Source organism: Nocardia sp. NPDC051570, from assembly GCF_044454005.1.
Taxonomy (GTDB): domain Bacteria; phylum Actinomycetota; class Actinomycetes; order Mycobacteriales; family Mycobacteriaceae; genus Nocardia.
In genome coordinates, this window is sequence record NZ_JBITDI010000002.1 from 267,660 (window position 1) to 281,923 (window position 14,264).

Here is a 14,264-nt window from a genome sequence, read left to right on the forward strand (position 1 = left end):
GATCAGCCTTTCGTGTCGTATGTCGTGCTTACGAGTCCCTCGAGTACGGTTCCGGCGAGGATGTCGGCGATCTCGTCGGGGCGGCGGCCACCATGCGGCCGATACCACAGCGTCACCGAATTCAGCATGCCGAGAATGCCGTTGGTGGCCACATGATCGGCGCTGCGCAGCTCACCCGCCGCATACCCCGCATCGATCACCTGCTGCCAGCAGTGCTGCACCCGATCGCGCAGCTCCTGCAGATCGGCGGCGCGGTCGCCGGTGAGCGCGGAGACGTCGCGCAGCTGGATCGCGACCTCGCGGCGATGGGTGATGATCAGCCGGACGTGGCTGCGAATCAGCCTGCGCAGCTGGGCGACCGGGCCCGCGGCGCTCGCGACGATCTCGCTGGCCTCGGCGTACATCACCTCGGTGTAATCGCGCAGGATCTGGAACAGCAGCTCTTCCTTGGATCCGATGTGATAGTAGAGCGCGCCGCGCTGCACATCGGCCCGGTCGCCGATCTCCGCGACGCCGGTGCCGTGAAAGCCCTTCTGCGCGAACAGATCCACCGCCGCGCGCACGATCCGCTCCCGCGTCTGCTCTCCCGCGGCGGCCGGTGGCCGACCGCGCCGGCGCGCCGGTGCGGTCGTCATCGCAGACCGCCGTCGAGGGCCAGCGTCGCACCGGAGCAGTATCCCGAGACGTCGGCATCCGCGAAATACAGTGCGGCGCCCACGATCTCGTGCGGCCGGCCGAGTCGCCCGGCGGCGGTGCGCCCGGCCAGCTCCGCGACCATCTCCTGCGGCCACGCGGCGGAGATATCGGTCGCGAACGGACCACACTGAATCGTGTTGACCCGCACCGACGGACCGTAGGTATGCGCCAGGCCCAGCGTGAGCGCGTTCAGCCCCGCCTTCGCCGCCGCATACGGCACCGCGACCGGTTCGGGCCGGACCGCCTCCAGCGACGAGACATTGATGATCGCCCCGCCGTCGCCCACGGCCATCCGCGATCCGATCAGCGCCGAAAGCCGGAACGGCCCTTTGAGATTCACGCCGACGACCTTGTCGAACAGCGCCTCGCTCACCTGATCCAGGCTCGGATACAGCGGCGACAGACCGGCATTGTTGACCAGCACATCCACCCGGCCGAATTCGGCGTAGGAGGCCTCGACCAGCACGTCGCACTGCGCCCAATCGCTCACATTGCACGCCACCGGAAGTGCGCGGCGGCGGTACCGATCGGCGACCTGCTCGGCGAGCTCGGCGCAGGCGTCGTACTTACGGCTGGCGATCACCACATCGGCCCCGGCCGCGGCGAATCCCAGCACCATCTCCCGCCCGAGCCCGCGACTGCCCCCGGTGACCACTACGACCTTGTCCGACAGCCCCATCGGCACCTCCCGGAGAAATGTTCCACTCAGTACATTAAATGTACCGGCCGATACAATCAAGGGGCGGATTCGCCGGGACGGCGAGGGACCCAGGCCGAGACTTCTACCGCCGAGTAACATGACAGGCGTACTTTTAAACCATCCGGCTTTCTCGAAATGAGGCAGTAGATGACAGAGCGGATTCAGGTCGGCGGGCTTGCGGTGGCGAAGGTTCTGCACACGTTCGTCGAGAACGAGGCGCTCCCCGGTACCGGCGTCGATTCCGCCGCGTTCTGGTCGGGTGCCGAGCGGGTCATCAACGACCTCGCGCCGCGCAACCGCACCCTGCTGGCCGAACGCGACGAAATCCAAGGCAAACTCGATGCCTGGCATGCCGAGAACCCCGGCGCCGGCTACGACAAGGCCGCCTACAAGCGGTACCTCACCGAAATCGGCTATCTGCGCGATGAGCCTGCCGATTTCCGGATCGCGACCCAGAACGTCGACGACGAGATCGCCACCACCGCGGGCCCGCAGCTGGTCGTGCCGGTGATGAACGCGCGTTTCGCCATCAATGCCGCCAACGCCCGCTGGGGCTCGCTGTACGACGCCCTGTACGGCACCGACGCCATCCCGGAGACCGGCGGCGCGGAGAAGGGTTCGGGCTACAACAAGGTCCGCGGTGACAAGGTCATCGAATGGGCCCGCAACTTCCTCGATGATTCGGTGCCGCTGATCACCGGCTCGCATATCGGCTCCAAGAAGTACGCCATCGTCGACGGCGAGCTCGAGATCACACTCGAGGACGGGACCACCATCGGCCTGGCCGATGCCTCGGCGCTGGTCGGCTACCTGGGCGATCCGGCGAATCCGACCTCGGTGCTGCTGAAGCACAACGGGTTGCACATCGAGATCCAGATCGATCCGAACTCGCCGATCGGTAAGACCGACGACGCGGGCGTCAAGGATCTCGTGCTGGAGTCCGCGGTCACCACGATCATGGACTTCGAGGATTCGGTCGCCGCGGTCGACGCCGAGGACAAGGTGCTCTGCTACCACAACTGGCTGGGCCTGATGAAGGGCGATCTGGCCGAACAGGTTTCCAAGGGCGGCAAGACCTTCACCCGCACCATGAACCCGGACCGGGTCTACACCGCGCTCGACGGTTCGGATCTGGTCCTGCACGGCCGTTCACTGCTGTTCGTCCGCAATGTGGGTCACCTGATGACCAGCGACGCGATCATCGATTCCGACGGCAACGAGGTGCCCGAGGGCATCCTGGACGGACTGATCACGTCGCTCATCGCGACGCATTCGCTGCGCGACGACGCGAAGCTGCGCAACTCCCGCACGGGTTCGGTCTACATCGTGAAGCCGAAGATGCACGGCCCGGACGAGGTGGCCTTCGCCGACGAGCTGTTCGGCCGCATCGAGGATGTGCTGGGCCTGCCCCGCAACACCCTCAAGGTCGGCATCATGGACGAGGAGCGTCGCACCACGGTCAACCTGAAGGCGTGTATCGCCGCGGCTACCGAGCGCGTGGTGTTCATCAACACCGGCTTCCTCGACCGCACCGGCGACGAGATCCACACCTCCATGGAGGCCGGGCCGATGGTCCGCAAGGCCGACATGAAGAAGCAGCAGTGGATCCTGGCCTATGAGGACTGGAACGTCGATACGGGCCTGGCGACCGGACTGCCCCACAAGGCGCAGATCGGTAAGGGTATGTGGGCCATGCCCGATCTGATGAAGGACATGCTCGAGCAGAAGATCGGTCACCCGCGCGCGGGCGCCACCACCGCATGGGTGCCCTCGCCGACCGCCGCGACCCTGCACGCCACCCACTACCACCTGGTGGACGTGTTCAAGCGGCAGGCCGAGATCGCCCGCGGCGGGACGCGCGCGAGCGTGGACCAGCTGCTCGAGATCCCCCTTGCCGCGCAACCGAATTGGACCGCCGAGGAGATCAAGGGCGAGGTGGACAACAACTCCCAGTCCATCCTCGGCTACGTGGTCCGCTGGATCGATCACGGCATCGGCTGCTCCAAGGTGCCCGATATCCACGATGTCGGGCTCATGGAAGACCGTGCGACCCTGCGCATTTCGAGCCAGCTGATGGCGAACTGGTTGCGCCACGGCATCATCACCGCCGACCAGGTGGTCGAAAGCCTGCAGCGCATGGCCCCGGTCGTGGACCGCCAGAACGCGGGCGACCCGAACTACAAGCCGATGGCCCCCGATTTCCCCGCCAGCCTCGCCTTCCAGGCCGCCAAGGAGCTGATCCTCGAGGGCACCAGCCAGCCCAACGGCTACACCGAGCCGATCCTGCACCGCCGCCGCCGCGAGGCAAAGGCCTTGGCCGACAAGAACTGAGCCTTGGCTCCTGGAGCGGGCCCAACCTAATACCCCGGTCGTCCTCTACTCCTGTCCCCCGGTCGCGAAGCGGCCGGGGGACTTTCATTACTCCCCCGAGACCGCCCTTCGCACAACGCTTTACCGCCGATTCGCCGAGTGATAACCTGCGGACCAGTCGGTGACGAACAAGGGGGTAGTCATGGGTGTCCAGGTGTCGCCGGAGCAACTCCGGCAGGCCGCAAGTGAATTGACCACACTGAGCGGCGATGTCGCCGATACGAAGAAACTCCCCCCGCTCGGCGCCGGTCGCGGAATGACCGCCCTGCCAGGGTCTCCCATCGCGGCGGCCCTGACGAATGCGGATGCGGCCAGCGCGACCGCCACCTCCGTATTACGGGGCCGCCTCGAGGAAATGGCGAATCTGCTGACCGCCTCGGCGAACGCGTACCACGACACCGATACCGATGCCGCGGCTCGACTGGCGGCCCTCGGTGATCTCAACTCCGGCAGCATTCAGAAGTAGGCACGATGGAGCGCCCCACCCGCGACCAGGTGATGTCCTGGGACGCGAGCCCGCTTGCGGATATCGCCGCGGACGCCGACAAGATAGTGCAGGGCATCGACACGATCGCCGACAGCATGCGGCGGACGATTTCCGGTATGCACTGGTCCGGCGCGGCCGCCACGGCCGCCAATCATCGCGCCGATAACGAATACCAGCAGATCCGGACGATCGCCTCGGCCTATGACGAACTCGGCACCGCCTGCCGAACGGCACACAGCCAGATGAACCAGGCGATCGCCGATATCAAATCGACGGTCCATGCGACGGAAGTGGAGCCGGTCAGCGTCGCCGATGATTGGTCGGTTCTCAATATGCAGGACCAGAACGAGGCCGAGAACATCACCGCGCGCCTCACCGGACTTGCCGACTCCATCGGCTCGGCCATGGATACCGCCGGAAAGGCGATCGCGACGGCCGTCGACACCCTCGCCGCACTCACTCCCGTCTCCGCCGGTCTGAGCGGCACGCTGGCCGATCAGGATCTGACCGATTTCCGTAATGGCACAGCGACTCCGGAAGAACTCGCGAGAATCCAAGCGGCCACTCGATTGACTCCGGAGCAGAAACAGGCTCTGGCCGATGGTCGACCGGTCGAGCTGCCGCAGGGCCAGTTCGACTATCTGAGCCATCTCATGCGGTCCGAGGACGGCATGACGATCGATGACATCGCGAATATCGGCTCCCACCTCACGCCCGACCAACAGCAGCAGTTGCAGCGCGGGATCGCCGACAGCATGCAGCTGATATCCAATCCGCAGGTACACACCGCGAGCATCGACGGCAGTGCGAACTGGCCCGACCGGGGTGGGATGGAGCAGCTGCCCGCCACTGTTCGAACGGTGCTGACCGAAAACCCGCTCTGGACAAGCGGACCCAATACCACCAACCCCTACGGGGTGATGTACCCCGGTCCGAATGTGGGCTACGGAACTCAGCTCGACAAGCTGGTCGACATAGCCAGTCGAGGCGACAAGAGTATGGCCCAAGGCTCCGATCTCGACCGCGGACTGATCAAGCAGGCTTCAGAGATCGCGACTCTGAACAAGGATCCCAACCACGACTTCGCCGGGCTTTCCGACGATGGCACCAAATCCAGTGCACTCGCGGACAAGATGCTCGACTTCGTCAGTAGCGATCATCAAGCCGTCCATGATTTCATCACCGGCGAGAACATGAACCCGACCTGCACTCCAGACGGAAGCTATAACGCCGAGAGCCATGTCCTCGATGTCCTCCAGAACGAGTGGGGCAAGGACCAGCACGGTGCGGAGAACATCTTCGAGTGGATCGGCGGCGACGCGGGTGCACCGGATCAGGCTGCGCAACAACGGGCCGGAGAGTCGGCCGAGCATCTTGCCAACATCATCTCCCATAATGAGGCCACCCTGGCCCAGGATATGCCGGGCCGTTCGGATCACGCAGCCTTCGGTCAGGTCAATCCAGGTGTCAGCAATGCCGTCGCTGGAGCTCTGAAGGATTACATTCCCAACTTCGCGGGAGTGAACGAGCCTGGCCTACTCGTCAATCACTACGCTCATAGCCTCGATACGGCGGGCGACCATCACGATGGTGTCGGCCGGGACGGCAGTAGGGTCGACCATCACCCCGGCGACCTGTCGAATCTGTTCAAGGTGATCGACTCCAACCCCGACGCGGCGGCCATGTTCAACAGCCGCGCCGCGAAAGTCGCCGGCCAACTCGATTTCCAAGCGGGCACGGGCGCCAATCCACATGCAGCATACGAGTCGGCGCAACTCACCGGTGCCATGCAGATCGGACTCAATGACGAATTGTTTTCCCTCACCAAGATCGACCACCAAAACACCGCCGACCAGCAAACAGCGGAATACAACAAGAAGCTGGAGATCGTCGACGTCGTTACCGGCGCAGTGAATCCAACCGGTCCAGTAATCTCCACTACGGCATGGGTGCTCGACCCGGTTGTCAAGGCAGAGATACCCAGCCCCGACATACCCTCCATAAACGAACAGCCCACCCATTGGAGCGACGATTTGGAGCCTGTTCGGCAAATCACCGACCAAAACAGCCTCTACCAACAAACCAACATCGTGTCCGGATACAATTCCACACATCCTGGAACGTTGGAACTATTCAATACCCACCCGGACCCGTCCGGTCGGACTTACCAATTCTTCGACGAACAAGGTAGGCCCAACGCTTCGGTAATCGAGGCCAACCGAGCAGCTTTCGACAACGCGTATGCAAAGATCGTGCCGGACAGTTTGACAAACCAATACAACGACTCGCACGGGCGCGGGTGGGTGGATGACAAGATCCCGCCCATCGACCCACAAAAAGGGCATCGATGAGCAGAAGATCCACTGCGCTGATCCGTACGCACACCGCCAGCAGGACCATCGCCGCCGCCCTTATCGCAGGCTCCCTGGTGGGCGGCTGCACAACCGACAAACCCCAACCAACCGGTACCGTCGTCCCAACCGGGCCGGTCGTCGTTGGCGACTACACGATCTCTACTCTCCCTGTCGGCCAGAGGCTGCGGGCCGTCGCCGTGGACTCCGGCACACGCACAGCCGTTGTCACGGGCCGAGGGTCGGACAGCAAGGATGCGGTATTCGTGCTCGATACCGCAAGGCGGTCGGTCGCAACGACCATTCCCGCCAGCACGATTCACCGAATCGGCACCGATCCGGTGAATCACATCGCGTACGTCACGTCCCACGAGGGGCTGCTGCTTGTAGACACCAATACTCGCGCGGCAACGGGCAGTATCGACGTCCCTGGCAACACGCTCGACGTGGCAGTCGACCCCGAAACACACACCGGGTTCGTTGTTATTTCGGTCGCCGGGTTGGGCGTGGTCGACCTCGCGGCCCGGAAGTTCGGATGGGCACTCGAACCGCGTCCCGGGGGGGTATCGGACAACGCAGCAGTAGCCGCCGACCTGGTCAGCCACAAGGTGTATCTGGCTACGAATTGGGACCTCTGGATCTTGGATACCGCGGCACCGATCCACGGGGACGGGCAAATACAGCTTGATCTGACCTCGGCGGCGGTTGCCGTCGACCCCACCACTCACCTCGTCTACGTGGCGGGCACGGGAACCGGCATCGGCGAGCTCGCGGTGGCTGATACCACGACGCGCACGGTGACAGCCACGATCCCTGTCGGCCAGAAACCCTCCAGCATCGCAGTCGATCCCACCACCCACACCGTCTACGTCACCAACTACGACGACAACACCCTCTCGGTAGTCGATGCCACCACCAACACCGTGAAAGCCACCATCCCGGTCGGCCACAAACCTGCGGGCGTCGCGGTCGACCCCACCACCCACACCGTATACGTCACCAACTACGACGACGGCACCCTCTCGATCATCACCCACCGCTGAATCTCCAGCCGGGGCCTTTCCTCCTCACCGAGCGTCGCACCCATAGTCCGCTCGAATTCTCAGTAGCCTGAGCACCGAACACACACTGAGACGGGAGTACCGGAAACCTGGACCTTGGAGGCGTATTGCGGCCGCTCGTGATCCTCCGCATCAGCGCCTCCAGGACACGTTGGGCCACCGCCCGGCAAGGCAGTCATGACCAGGTCGAGATACAGTCCCCGAATCCACACGCACATGGTCGAATTCGGGTAATCGCATCCCGACCACCGATGTCAACAGCTCCGCCACGAGCTGGGGCCGCAGGCGGATCAGCTCGATCAATGCTTTGCGGACTCGGGACGGCATGCGCGGCCCGCTACGCGCAGCCACCGACAGGTTGGATCGAACACCGTTGCGACAGCGGGCGATCCGGCTCAGGCGGGGGCGTCCGGCCAGGTGTCGTCCACCGGCCAGCCGCCCGCCACCAGATGCGCCCGCACTCGGGTCAGGTCCGATTCTCGCGGCATCTCGTCGGTGAGTCGGGTGATGAGCACCCCGGCATCAGCGCGCTCGGCCGGGATGGCGCCCTGGTCGACTAGTGCGGAGGCGACCTGCCGCACCTCCTCCTGCGACAGCCGGCGCGACAGCAATGCCAGCAGGGGAAGGTAATCCGACTCCGGCACGCCGTGCGGATAGCCCGCGCGCAGCCAATCGACGATCTTGGCGAGGAATTCGGATAGCGGCATCGATTCCAGTTCCGTTCGCAGCGGGTGTGTTTCAGGCCTCCGAGGGATGCGCCAGTGGCCACCCTCCGGCGGCCAATCGCGACGCTACCCGCATCACATCGTCCTGGCCCGGCTTTTCGTATGCAAGCCGGGCGATCGCCGCCTCGATATCGATGCGCCGGACGCCGTCGGCGGTACCGTCGGCGACCAGGTGATCGACGATCTCCCGCACCTCGGGCTCGGTCAGTTTACGGTGCAGCACCGCGAACAATGCCACATAGTCCTCCCGCGGGACGCCGCGCGGATATCCGGCCCGCAGCCACGCCAGCACCGCGCCGAGAATCGATTGATGACCGGTCACGGTGCTACCCCTTCGAGGCTTTGGCGCCGAACAACTGGATATCGAAGGTGTGGCTGATGAAATCCTTTGCGATATAGAGGATTCCGGCGATCACGGCGATGATCACGATCGCGAAACACACATAGGCGATCGCCTGGGCCGCGGTATTGCGCCGGGCGACCGCGCCGTCCGGGCCGACGGTCTCCATCGACCAGAACCGGATGCCGACCCCGAAGATGATGGGCAGTCCGGCCCCCAGCACGATGGCGATGAGCATGACCTCGCCCAGTGATTTCACGATGGTGGTGACGGTGTGCATATCTCGTACCCCTTACGCCGACGCACCGGTAGCGGATCCGGCGAGGTTGGACGGAGGCGTGAGCCCGCCCTCCCATTCCTCGTTGACATTGGCCGTATCGACCGGATTGCGGTGCGCGCGCAGGTACATGTACACCGCCAGGGCGATCAGGATCGCCAGATCGACCAGTACCCCACCCACGCCGCCGATCAGGCGGGCGATGCCCCAGCACAGCGCGCCGGTGAGCGCGGCCAGCGGCAGGGTGAGCACCCAGGCCACCGTCATGCGTCCCAGCACGCCCCAGCGCACCTCCGCACCCGGCTTGCCCAGCCCGGTACCCAGGATCGAACCGGTCGCGGTATGCGTGGTGGACAGCGGCAGGCCGAACTGCGCCGAGGTGAGAATGATTGCGGCCGAAGAGGATTCGGCGGCGAATCCCTGCGGCGAATCGATCTCCACCAGACCCTTGCCGAGCGTGCGGATGATCCGCCAGCCACCCAGATAGGTGCCGGCGGCAATCGCCAGCGCGCAGCAGATCTTCACCCAGGCCGGGATGTCGTCGCTGTTGGTGTAGGTGCCGTGCGCGACCAGCGCCATGAAGATGACGCCCATGGTCTTCTGCGCGTCGTTGGTGCCGTGCGCGAGCGATACCAGCGAGGCCGAACCGATTTGGCCCCAACGGAATCCGCGCTTGACCTTGGTCTCGTCGGAGGCCTGGGTGAGCCGGTAGATGACGAAGGTGCCCAGCGCGGCGACCGCGGCGGCCACGAAGGGTGCGACGAGGGCCGGAACGATGATCTTGTTGATCAGGCCGGTGCTCGCATTACCGGTCCAGATCACACCGCTCGTGCCGAGCGCCACGACGGCCGCGCCGATCAGCCCGCCGAACAGCGCATGCGTCGAACTCGACGGTAGGCCGAGCAGCCAGGTCAGTAGATTCCATACGATGCCGCCGACGAGCCCGGCGAACACGATCTGTAGTAGTGCCATGTGGTGGACGTTGCCGATGTTCAGCAGACCACCGGATACGGTCTTGGCGACCTCGACGGACAAGAATGCGCCGACGAGATTCAAAATCGCCGAAAGTCCCACGGCGACACGGGGACCCAGTGCGCCGGTGGCAATGGAAGTTGCCATGGCGTTGGCCGTGTCGTGGAAACCGTTCGTGAAATCGAATGCCAGCGCGGTGACTATCACAATCAAAAGTACAAAAAGCTCTGCGCTCACGAACACAGTCTGTTCCCGCCTTTCCCCCGCATTCCAGAACCCGGAAATCTGTTCATTCGACGTTCAACGAATGTGTCCCGGCGCGTCCCCAACGGCCCGAGTCCGGCCCGCCGGGGCGGCGGAAGGCGGAACAAAACCACCGGCCCCCTCGTTGAACGGGCGACGGGGGGGCAAGAAAATCACCCGACAACGGCGTAATGCTGTGTCACCATTGGCGATGATCAGCTCCGGCCCCGCACACCGCGGGGCCGGACGCGCCAGGCGAGCACCAGGAAGGAGGAGGTGGCCGATGCAGCCCGAGATTATGAACGATCTTGGCATACAGCGACTTTCGAGTCACGAACGGCGATCGCCGTGCGGCCGCCTCCTGGGACGGGCCTGACCCTCCCCCTCCGTTTCCCTCTCCGCTCTCCACGAAACACGGTGACTCCCATGCTGTTCCGCCGCGCCGCCGAGTCGGCTCCCGATCCCGACAACTGGATACACACCGGCGTCCTGGTGCTCAACGCCTCCTATGAGGCGCTCACCGAGATCAGCGCCGACCGCGCGGTGGTGCTGCTGGTCTCCGGTGCCGCCGAGACCGTCGCCACCCGCGAACCGCATTTCCCGATTCGCTCCAAGCATCTGGAAATCGCACTGCCCGAGACGATTCGGCTGCTGCGCTACGTCTATCTCGAACACCGCGTGCACGTGGAGGACGAGAGCCGGGCCACCCTCGCCGGTGTGCTGCGGCGCGACGGACATCGGTGCGGCTACTGCGCCGGCTGGGCGCGCACCGTCGACCACATCCGCCCCCGCAGCCGCGGCGGACCCAACACCTGGAACAACCTCGTCGCCGCGTGTGCGCCCTGCAATACCCGCAAGGCCGATCGCACGCCCGAGGAGGCCGGGATGCGGCTGCTGTGGGAGCCCAAGGCCCCCACCGACTTGGCCCGCACTCAACGGCGGATCTGGAAGGACCTGACCGCCGCCACTCAGTGATCCGTGAAGGAGGGATCCCATATGACCAACGCAATTCAGCAGGAGCTCACCCTGGTGGATCTGCTCCCGCTCTCGGACTCGCAGAGCTGGGAGGAGGCCGCCTGCACAGGTGACCCGAACCATGAGGCGTGGTTCCCGTACCCGTCGCAGGACTTCACCTACGCCCGCGGCATCTGCGCCGGATGCCCGATTCGCCGCCAATGCGGAGAGTTCGCCGCGAGCACCGGGCAGACCGGCGTGTGGGGCGGCCACGAGTACGACCGCGGGCGCCTGGTCCGGGACTAGTCACCCTAAACTGGCACTTCGTGGGTACACATCGCAGCGCGGGCGGTTCACGGGGCGTCAGCAAGGGTCTGGTCATATCCGTGGTGGCCGTGCTGCTGGTGATCGCGGCGATCGGTGGCTGGTTCTGGCTCAGCCATCGCGCCGCCGACGAGAGCCGCAGCGCGGCCGCCGAATGCGTCGAGGGCGGGTCCTCGCTGCCGGTCACCGTCGACCCGGACATCCTCACGCCCGTGCGGGCGGCCGCGGACCGCTTCAACGCCGCCAAGCCGAAGGTGCGCGATCATTGCGTCAGTGTGCGGGTGATCGCGCAGCCCTCGGCGGCCATGGTGGCCGGATTCACCTCCGGCGCTTGGAATCCCGCCCTCGGCACGCAACCGGCGCTGTGGATTCCGGATTCCTCGCGCTCGGTGGAGTCGATGCGGGTGCCCGGTCTGGTCGAGGGCACACCCGCACCGGTGGCCGCGAGCCCGATCGTGCTGGCCGTGCCCGATCCGCTGCGCCAGGCGCTGGAGACCGCGAAGACCAGCTGGGCCGATCTACCCAAGCTGCAGCAGGGTTCGCTCGGCGACCTGGGCCTGAAGGGCTGGGGCGGGCTGAAACTGGCGCTACCGGCCGGTGACGACACCCTGGCCACCGCGACCACGGTCGGCGCGGCACAGACGAGCTCCGATCCGCTCACCGACGATGCCGCCCATTCCGGCCAGGTCATCTCGACGATCTCCAAACTCGCCGCGGACGCACCGCAGGCCGCCGACACCGCCGCGGCCCTGGCCACGCTCGCCGCACCGGGCGATCCGGCCAAGGCGACCGTGCACGCCGTGCCGGTCACCGAACAGCAGCTGAAGGCCACGGCCGGACTCACCGAATTCCGCCCGGCCGGTGCGACGCCGGTGGCCGATCATCCGGCCGCCCTGCTCAACGGGCCGTGGGTGGACAAGACCCAGAACCTCGTCGCCGGGGTGTTCGTCGACTACCTGCGCGCCCCCGATCAGCAGAAGCTGTTCGCGGACAACGGTTTCGCCGCCGCGCCCGCCACCACCGCCGCGGTACCCACGAAATCCGTTCTGGATCAGGTGCGTTCGGTGCTGGCCAATCCGGTGCTCGGAGTGCAGACGACGGTGCTGATCGACACCTCCGCCGCCATGGGCGTCACCGACGGCACCCTCACCCGCCTCGGAAACACCCTCGGCGCCCTGCAGTCGACGATGGACACCATGCCCCCGGACTTCGGCCTCGGCGTCTGGACCTACGCCCACGACCTGGACGGCACCAATCCGTACAAGATCCTCTCCCCCACCGCCGCGCTCACCCAGCAGCACCGCACGGAATTGGCCAAGGCCCTCGGCGACGTCAGCGCCACCACCGCGAAAACCGACCGCACCTACCCCGCCCTCGAGGCCGCCTACCGCAGCGCCATCACCGGATTCGCCCCCGGCCGGACCAATTCCGTCCTCCTGATCACCGGCGGCCCCAACGACGATTCCACCATCACCGGCGACCAACTCCTCACCGACATCACCGCCGCCATCGACCCAGCCCACCCGGTCCGCATCGACATCATCGTCCTGGGCGCCCAGCCCACCCCCACCCTGCAAACCCTCACCCAGAAAACCGGCGGCACCCTCACCCGCCTGCCCACCACCGACGACCTCGCCTTCGGCACCGCCATCAGCCAAACCCTCACCACCCCCTGACTTGTCGGCGGTCCCTGGCATCCTCTGACCATGGGGAGGAGGAGACCGTGGCAGCCGCCGCCGTGTGCCTACATCATGGCGAGCGGGCCGCACGGGATGCTGTATGTCGGCTCGACCTGGAATCTCGTCGGCCGGGTGTGGCATCACAAGAACGACGTGGTCGAGAGCCATACCAAGCGGCACCGCATCCATACGCTCGTCTGGTACGAGCCGCAGGACACCCTAGAGAACGCCATTCTCCGGGAGAGACGGCTCAAAAGGTACAGCCGACCTCGCAAGATCGCGTTGATCGAGACCATGAATCCCGAATGGCACGATCTCTATTCGGTGCTGTTGTGACGCATCCTGGACCGGCGCCGGATACTGCTGCAAGTTGAGACTAAACCGATCGGTCTACCCAGAGTCGGTCAGAAGTGCTGATGCGTCGAATTCTGTGCACGGTCCGGATCGGGAGTATCGAGCGCTCGCGCCATCGCGAGGTGGAACCGGTATTGCTCGAGACCTAGGGCGGCGAGATACTGCCCGAACCCGGCGAGGAACAACCCCGGCACTCGAGCTGACAACCGAACCGCCACCGCGGCGACCGACCGCGTGCGACCATCTACTCGTGGTCCTGGGCGGGGAGGGTTGCGATGGAAGTTGTCATTCGCGTCGACGGCGGCGATCGCGCCGACGACGAACTACGGTCCTTGCGTGAATGGCTGATCGCGCACGAGACGCTCCGTGGCCGAGTCGAATTGACGACGACACCACCGGCGCCCGGCAGGCTCGGCGCCGTCACCGACGCGCTCACGATCGCTCTCGGCTCCGGTGGCGCGATAGCCGCATCGGCCACCGCACTGTCGACGGTGCTGATCACCTGGATCAGGCGACGCACCGGCGGCATCACGGTCAAGCTGACCAAGCCCGACGGGGCGACCATCGAATATCACGCCGAAAACGTCCGGCAGCTCTCCGCTTCCGAAATCAGGGACGCCACAACACAACTCGTGCGGCAGCTCGACCATGACGGCTGAATCAGGAGCGCGGAACTACGCACTTCGCTCACCGGGCGCCCGAGTGTTGATCGTCGGTACGGGAACCCACAC

15 protein-coding genes are annotated in these 14,264 nt (G+C 65.4%); 9 read left to right on the top strand and 6 right to left on the bottom strand.

The features are described 5' to 3' along the window. Nucleotides 1-2 precede the first annotated feature (2 nt). Both ACIA76_RS04870 and ACIA76_RS04875 read right to left on the bottom strand, forming a co-directional pair. Nucleotides 3-635: a TetR/AcrR family transcriptional regulator gene (locus ACIA76_RS04870; RefSeq protein ID WP_397148531.1), complete on the bottom strand. Its 633-nt coding sequence runs from the start codon at nucleotides 633-635 to the stop codon at nucleotides 3-5. After that, entirely contained in the window at nucleotides 632-1,375 is a 744-nt protein-coding gene (locus ACIA76_RS04875; RefSeq protein ID WP_397148533.1) for an SDR family NAD(P)-dependent oxidoreductase, read from the bottom strand. The genes ACIA76_RS04870 and ACIA76_RS04875 overlap by 4 nt, the downstream gene beginning before the upstream one ends. A 168-nt stretch (nucleotides 1,376-1,543) precedes the next feature. On the opposite strand from ACIA76_RS04875, the gene ACIA76_RS04880 reads away from it, so the two are divergent. From ACIA76_RS04880 to ACIA76_RS04895, 4 genes are all read left to right on the top strand, one after another. Beyond that, on the top strand, nucleotides 1,544-3,727 hold the full coding sequence (locus ACIA76_RS04880) for a malate synthase G (protein WP_397148535.1): 2,184 nt from the start codon (nucleotides 1,544-1,546) through the stop codon (nucleotides 3,725-3,727). A 181-nt stretch (nucleotides 3,728-3,908) separates the two neighbouring features. Next, the gene (locus tag ACIA76_RS04885; protein WP_397148537.1) at nucleotides 3,909-4,232 is read left to right on the top strand and encodes a type VII secretion target; all 324 of its coding nucleotides are present in this window, start codon (nucleotides 3,909-3,911) and stop codon (nucleotides 4,230-4,232) included. A 5-nt stretch (nucleotides 4,233-4,237) separates the two neighbouring features. Continuing rightward, on the top strand, nucleotides 4,238-6,604 hold the full coding sequence (locus ACIA76_RS04890; protein ID WP_397148539.1) for a DUF3945 domain-containing protein: 2,367 nt from the start codon (nucleotides 4,238-4,240) through the stop codon (nucleotides 6,602-6,604). A gap of 266 nt (nucleotides 6,605-6,870) precedes the next feature. After that, nucleotides 6,871-7,647, top strand: coding sequence for a YncE family protein (locus ACIA76_RS04895; protein WP_397148541.1), 777 nt, complete (start codon nucleotides 6,871-6,873; stop codon nucleotides 7,645-7,647). Between the two features lie 413 nt (nucleotides 7,648-8,060). On the opposite strand, the gene ACIA76_RS04900 is transcribed toward ACIA76_RS04895, so the two are convergent. The 4 genes from ACIA76_RS04900 to ACIA76_RS04915 are packed head-to-tail and all read right to left on the bottom strand — an operon-like array spanning nucleotide 8,061 to nucleotide 10,216. Continuing rightward, on the bottom strand, nucleotides 8,061-8,372 hold the full coding sequence (locus tag ACIA76_RS04900) for a DUF3349 domain-containing protein (protein ID WP_397148543.1): 312 nt from the start codon (nucleotides 8,370-8,372) through the stop codon (nucleotides 8,061-8,063). A gap of 31 nt (nucleotides 8,373-8,403) precedes the next feature. After that, nucleotides 8,404-8,712 (bottom strand): DUF3349 domain-containing protein, encoded by a 309-nt coding sequence (locus ACIA76_RS04905; protein WP_397148545.1) that lies wholly within the window; start codon nucleotides 8,710-8,712, stop codon nucleotides 8,404-8,406. Between the two features lie 4 nt (nucleotides 8,713-8,716). Continuing rightward, nucleotides 8,717-9,010 carry a hypothetical protein gene (locus tag ACIA76_RS04910; protein ID WP_397148547.1) on the bottom strand — a complete coding sequence of 98 codons (294 nt, stop codon included), beginning with the start codon at nucleotides 9,008-9,010 and terminating at the stop codon, nucleotides 8,717-8,719. A gap of 12 nt (nucleotides 9,011-9,022) precedes the next feature. After that, complete coding sequence (locus ACIA76_RS04915) at nucleotides 9,023-10,216, bottom strand: anion permease (protein WP_397148549.1); 1,194 nt, start codon at nucleotides 10,214-10,216, stop codon at nucleotides 9,023-9,025. A 432-nt stretch (nucleotides 10,217-10,648) separates the two neighbouring features. Here ACIA76_RS04915 and ACIA76_RS04920 point away from each other — a divergent pair, with 432 nt between their 5' ends. From ACIA76_RS04920 to ACIA76_RS04940, 5 genes are all read left to right on the top strand, one after another. Then, a complete protein-coding gene (locus ACIA76_RS04920) occupies nucleotides 10,649-11,197 on the top strand; it encodes an HNH endonuclease (protein WP_397148551.1) in 549 nt (182 codons plus the stop codon). 21 nt (nucleotides 11,198-11,218) lie between these two features. Further along, a complete protein-coding gene (locus tag ACIA76_RS04925) occupies nucleotides 11,219-11,482 on the top strand; it encodes a WhiB family transcriptional regulator (protein ID WP_397148554.1) in 264 nt (87 codons plus the stop codon). Between the two features lie 20 nt (nucleotides 11,483-11,502). Beyond that, a complete protein-coding gene (locus ACIA76_RS04930) occupies nucleotides 11,503-13,176 on the top strand; it encodes a substrate-binding domain-containing protein (protein ID WP_397148556.1) in 1,674 nt (557 codons plus the stop codon). A gap of 30 nt (nucleotides 13,177-13,206) precedes the next feature. Further along, nucleotides 13,207-13,515 carry a GIY-YIG nuclease family protein gene (locus ACIA76_RS04935; RefSeq protein ID WP_397148558.1) on the top strand — a complete coding sequence of 103 codons (309 nt, stop codon included), beginning with the start codon at nucleotides 13,207-13,209 and terminating at the stop codon, nucleotides 13,513-13,515. A 293-nt stretch (nucleotides 13,516-13,808) separates the two neighbouring features. Beyond that, the gene (locus tag ACIA76_RS04940) at nucleotides 13,809-14,192 is read left to right on the top strand and encodes a hypothetical protein (protein ID WP_397148559.1); all 384 of its coding nucleotides are present in this window, start codon (nucleotides 13,809-13,811) and stop codon (nucleotides 14,190-14,192) included. The last annotated feature ends 72 nt before the right edge of the window (nucleotides 14,193-14,264 follow it).

Coding starts and splice junctions, on each gene's coding strand:
- ACIA76_RS04870 (WP_397148531.1), bottom strand. CDS start 635: ATGACGACCGCACCGGCGCGCCGGCGCGGTCGGCCACCGGCCGCCGCG.
- ACIA76_RS04875 (WP_397148533.1), bottom strand. CDS start 1,375: ATGGGGCTGTCGGACAAGGTCGTAGTGGTCACCGGGGGCAGTCGCGGG.
- ACIA76_RS04880 (WP_397148535.1), top strand. CDS start 1,544: ATGACAGAGCGGATTCAGGTCGGCGGGCTTGCGGTGGCGAAGGTTCTG.
- ACIA76_RS04885 (WP_397148537.1), top strand. CDS start 3,909: ATGGGTGTCCAGGTGTCGCCGGAGCAACTCCGGCAGGCCGCAAGTGAA.
- ACIA76_RS04890 (WP_397148539.1), top strand. CDS start 4,238: ATGGAGCGCCCCACCCGCGACCAGGTGATGTCCTGGGACGCGAGCCCG.
- ACIA76_RS04900 (WP_397148543.1), bottom strand. CDS start 8,372: ATGCCGCTATCCGAATTCCTCGCCAAGATCGTCGATTGGCTGCGCGCG.
- ACIA76_RS04910 (WP_397148547.1), bottom strand. CDS start 9,010: ATGCACACCGTCACCACCATCGTGAAATCACTGGGCGAGGTCATGCTC.
- ACIA76_RS04920 (WP_397148551.1), top strand. CDS start 10,649: ATGCTGTTCCGCCGCGCCGCCGAGTCGGCTCCCGATCCCGACAACTGG.
- ACIA76_RS04925 (WP_397148554.1), top strand. CDS start 11,219: ATGACCAACGCAATTCAGCAGGAGCTCACCCTGGTGGATCTGCTCCCG.
- ACIA76_RS04935 (WP_397148558.1), top strand. CDS start 13,207: ATGGGGAGGAGGAGACCGTGGCAGCCGCCGCCGTGTGCCTACATCATG.
- ACIA76_RS04940 (WP_397148559.1), top strand. CDS start 13,809: ATGGAAGTTGTCATTCGCGTCGACGGCGGCGATCGCGCCGACGACGAA.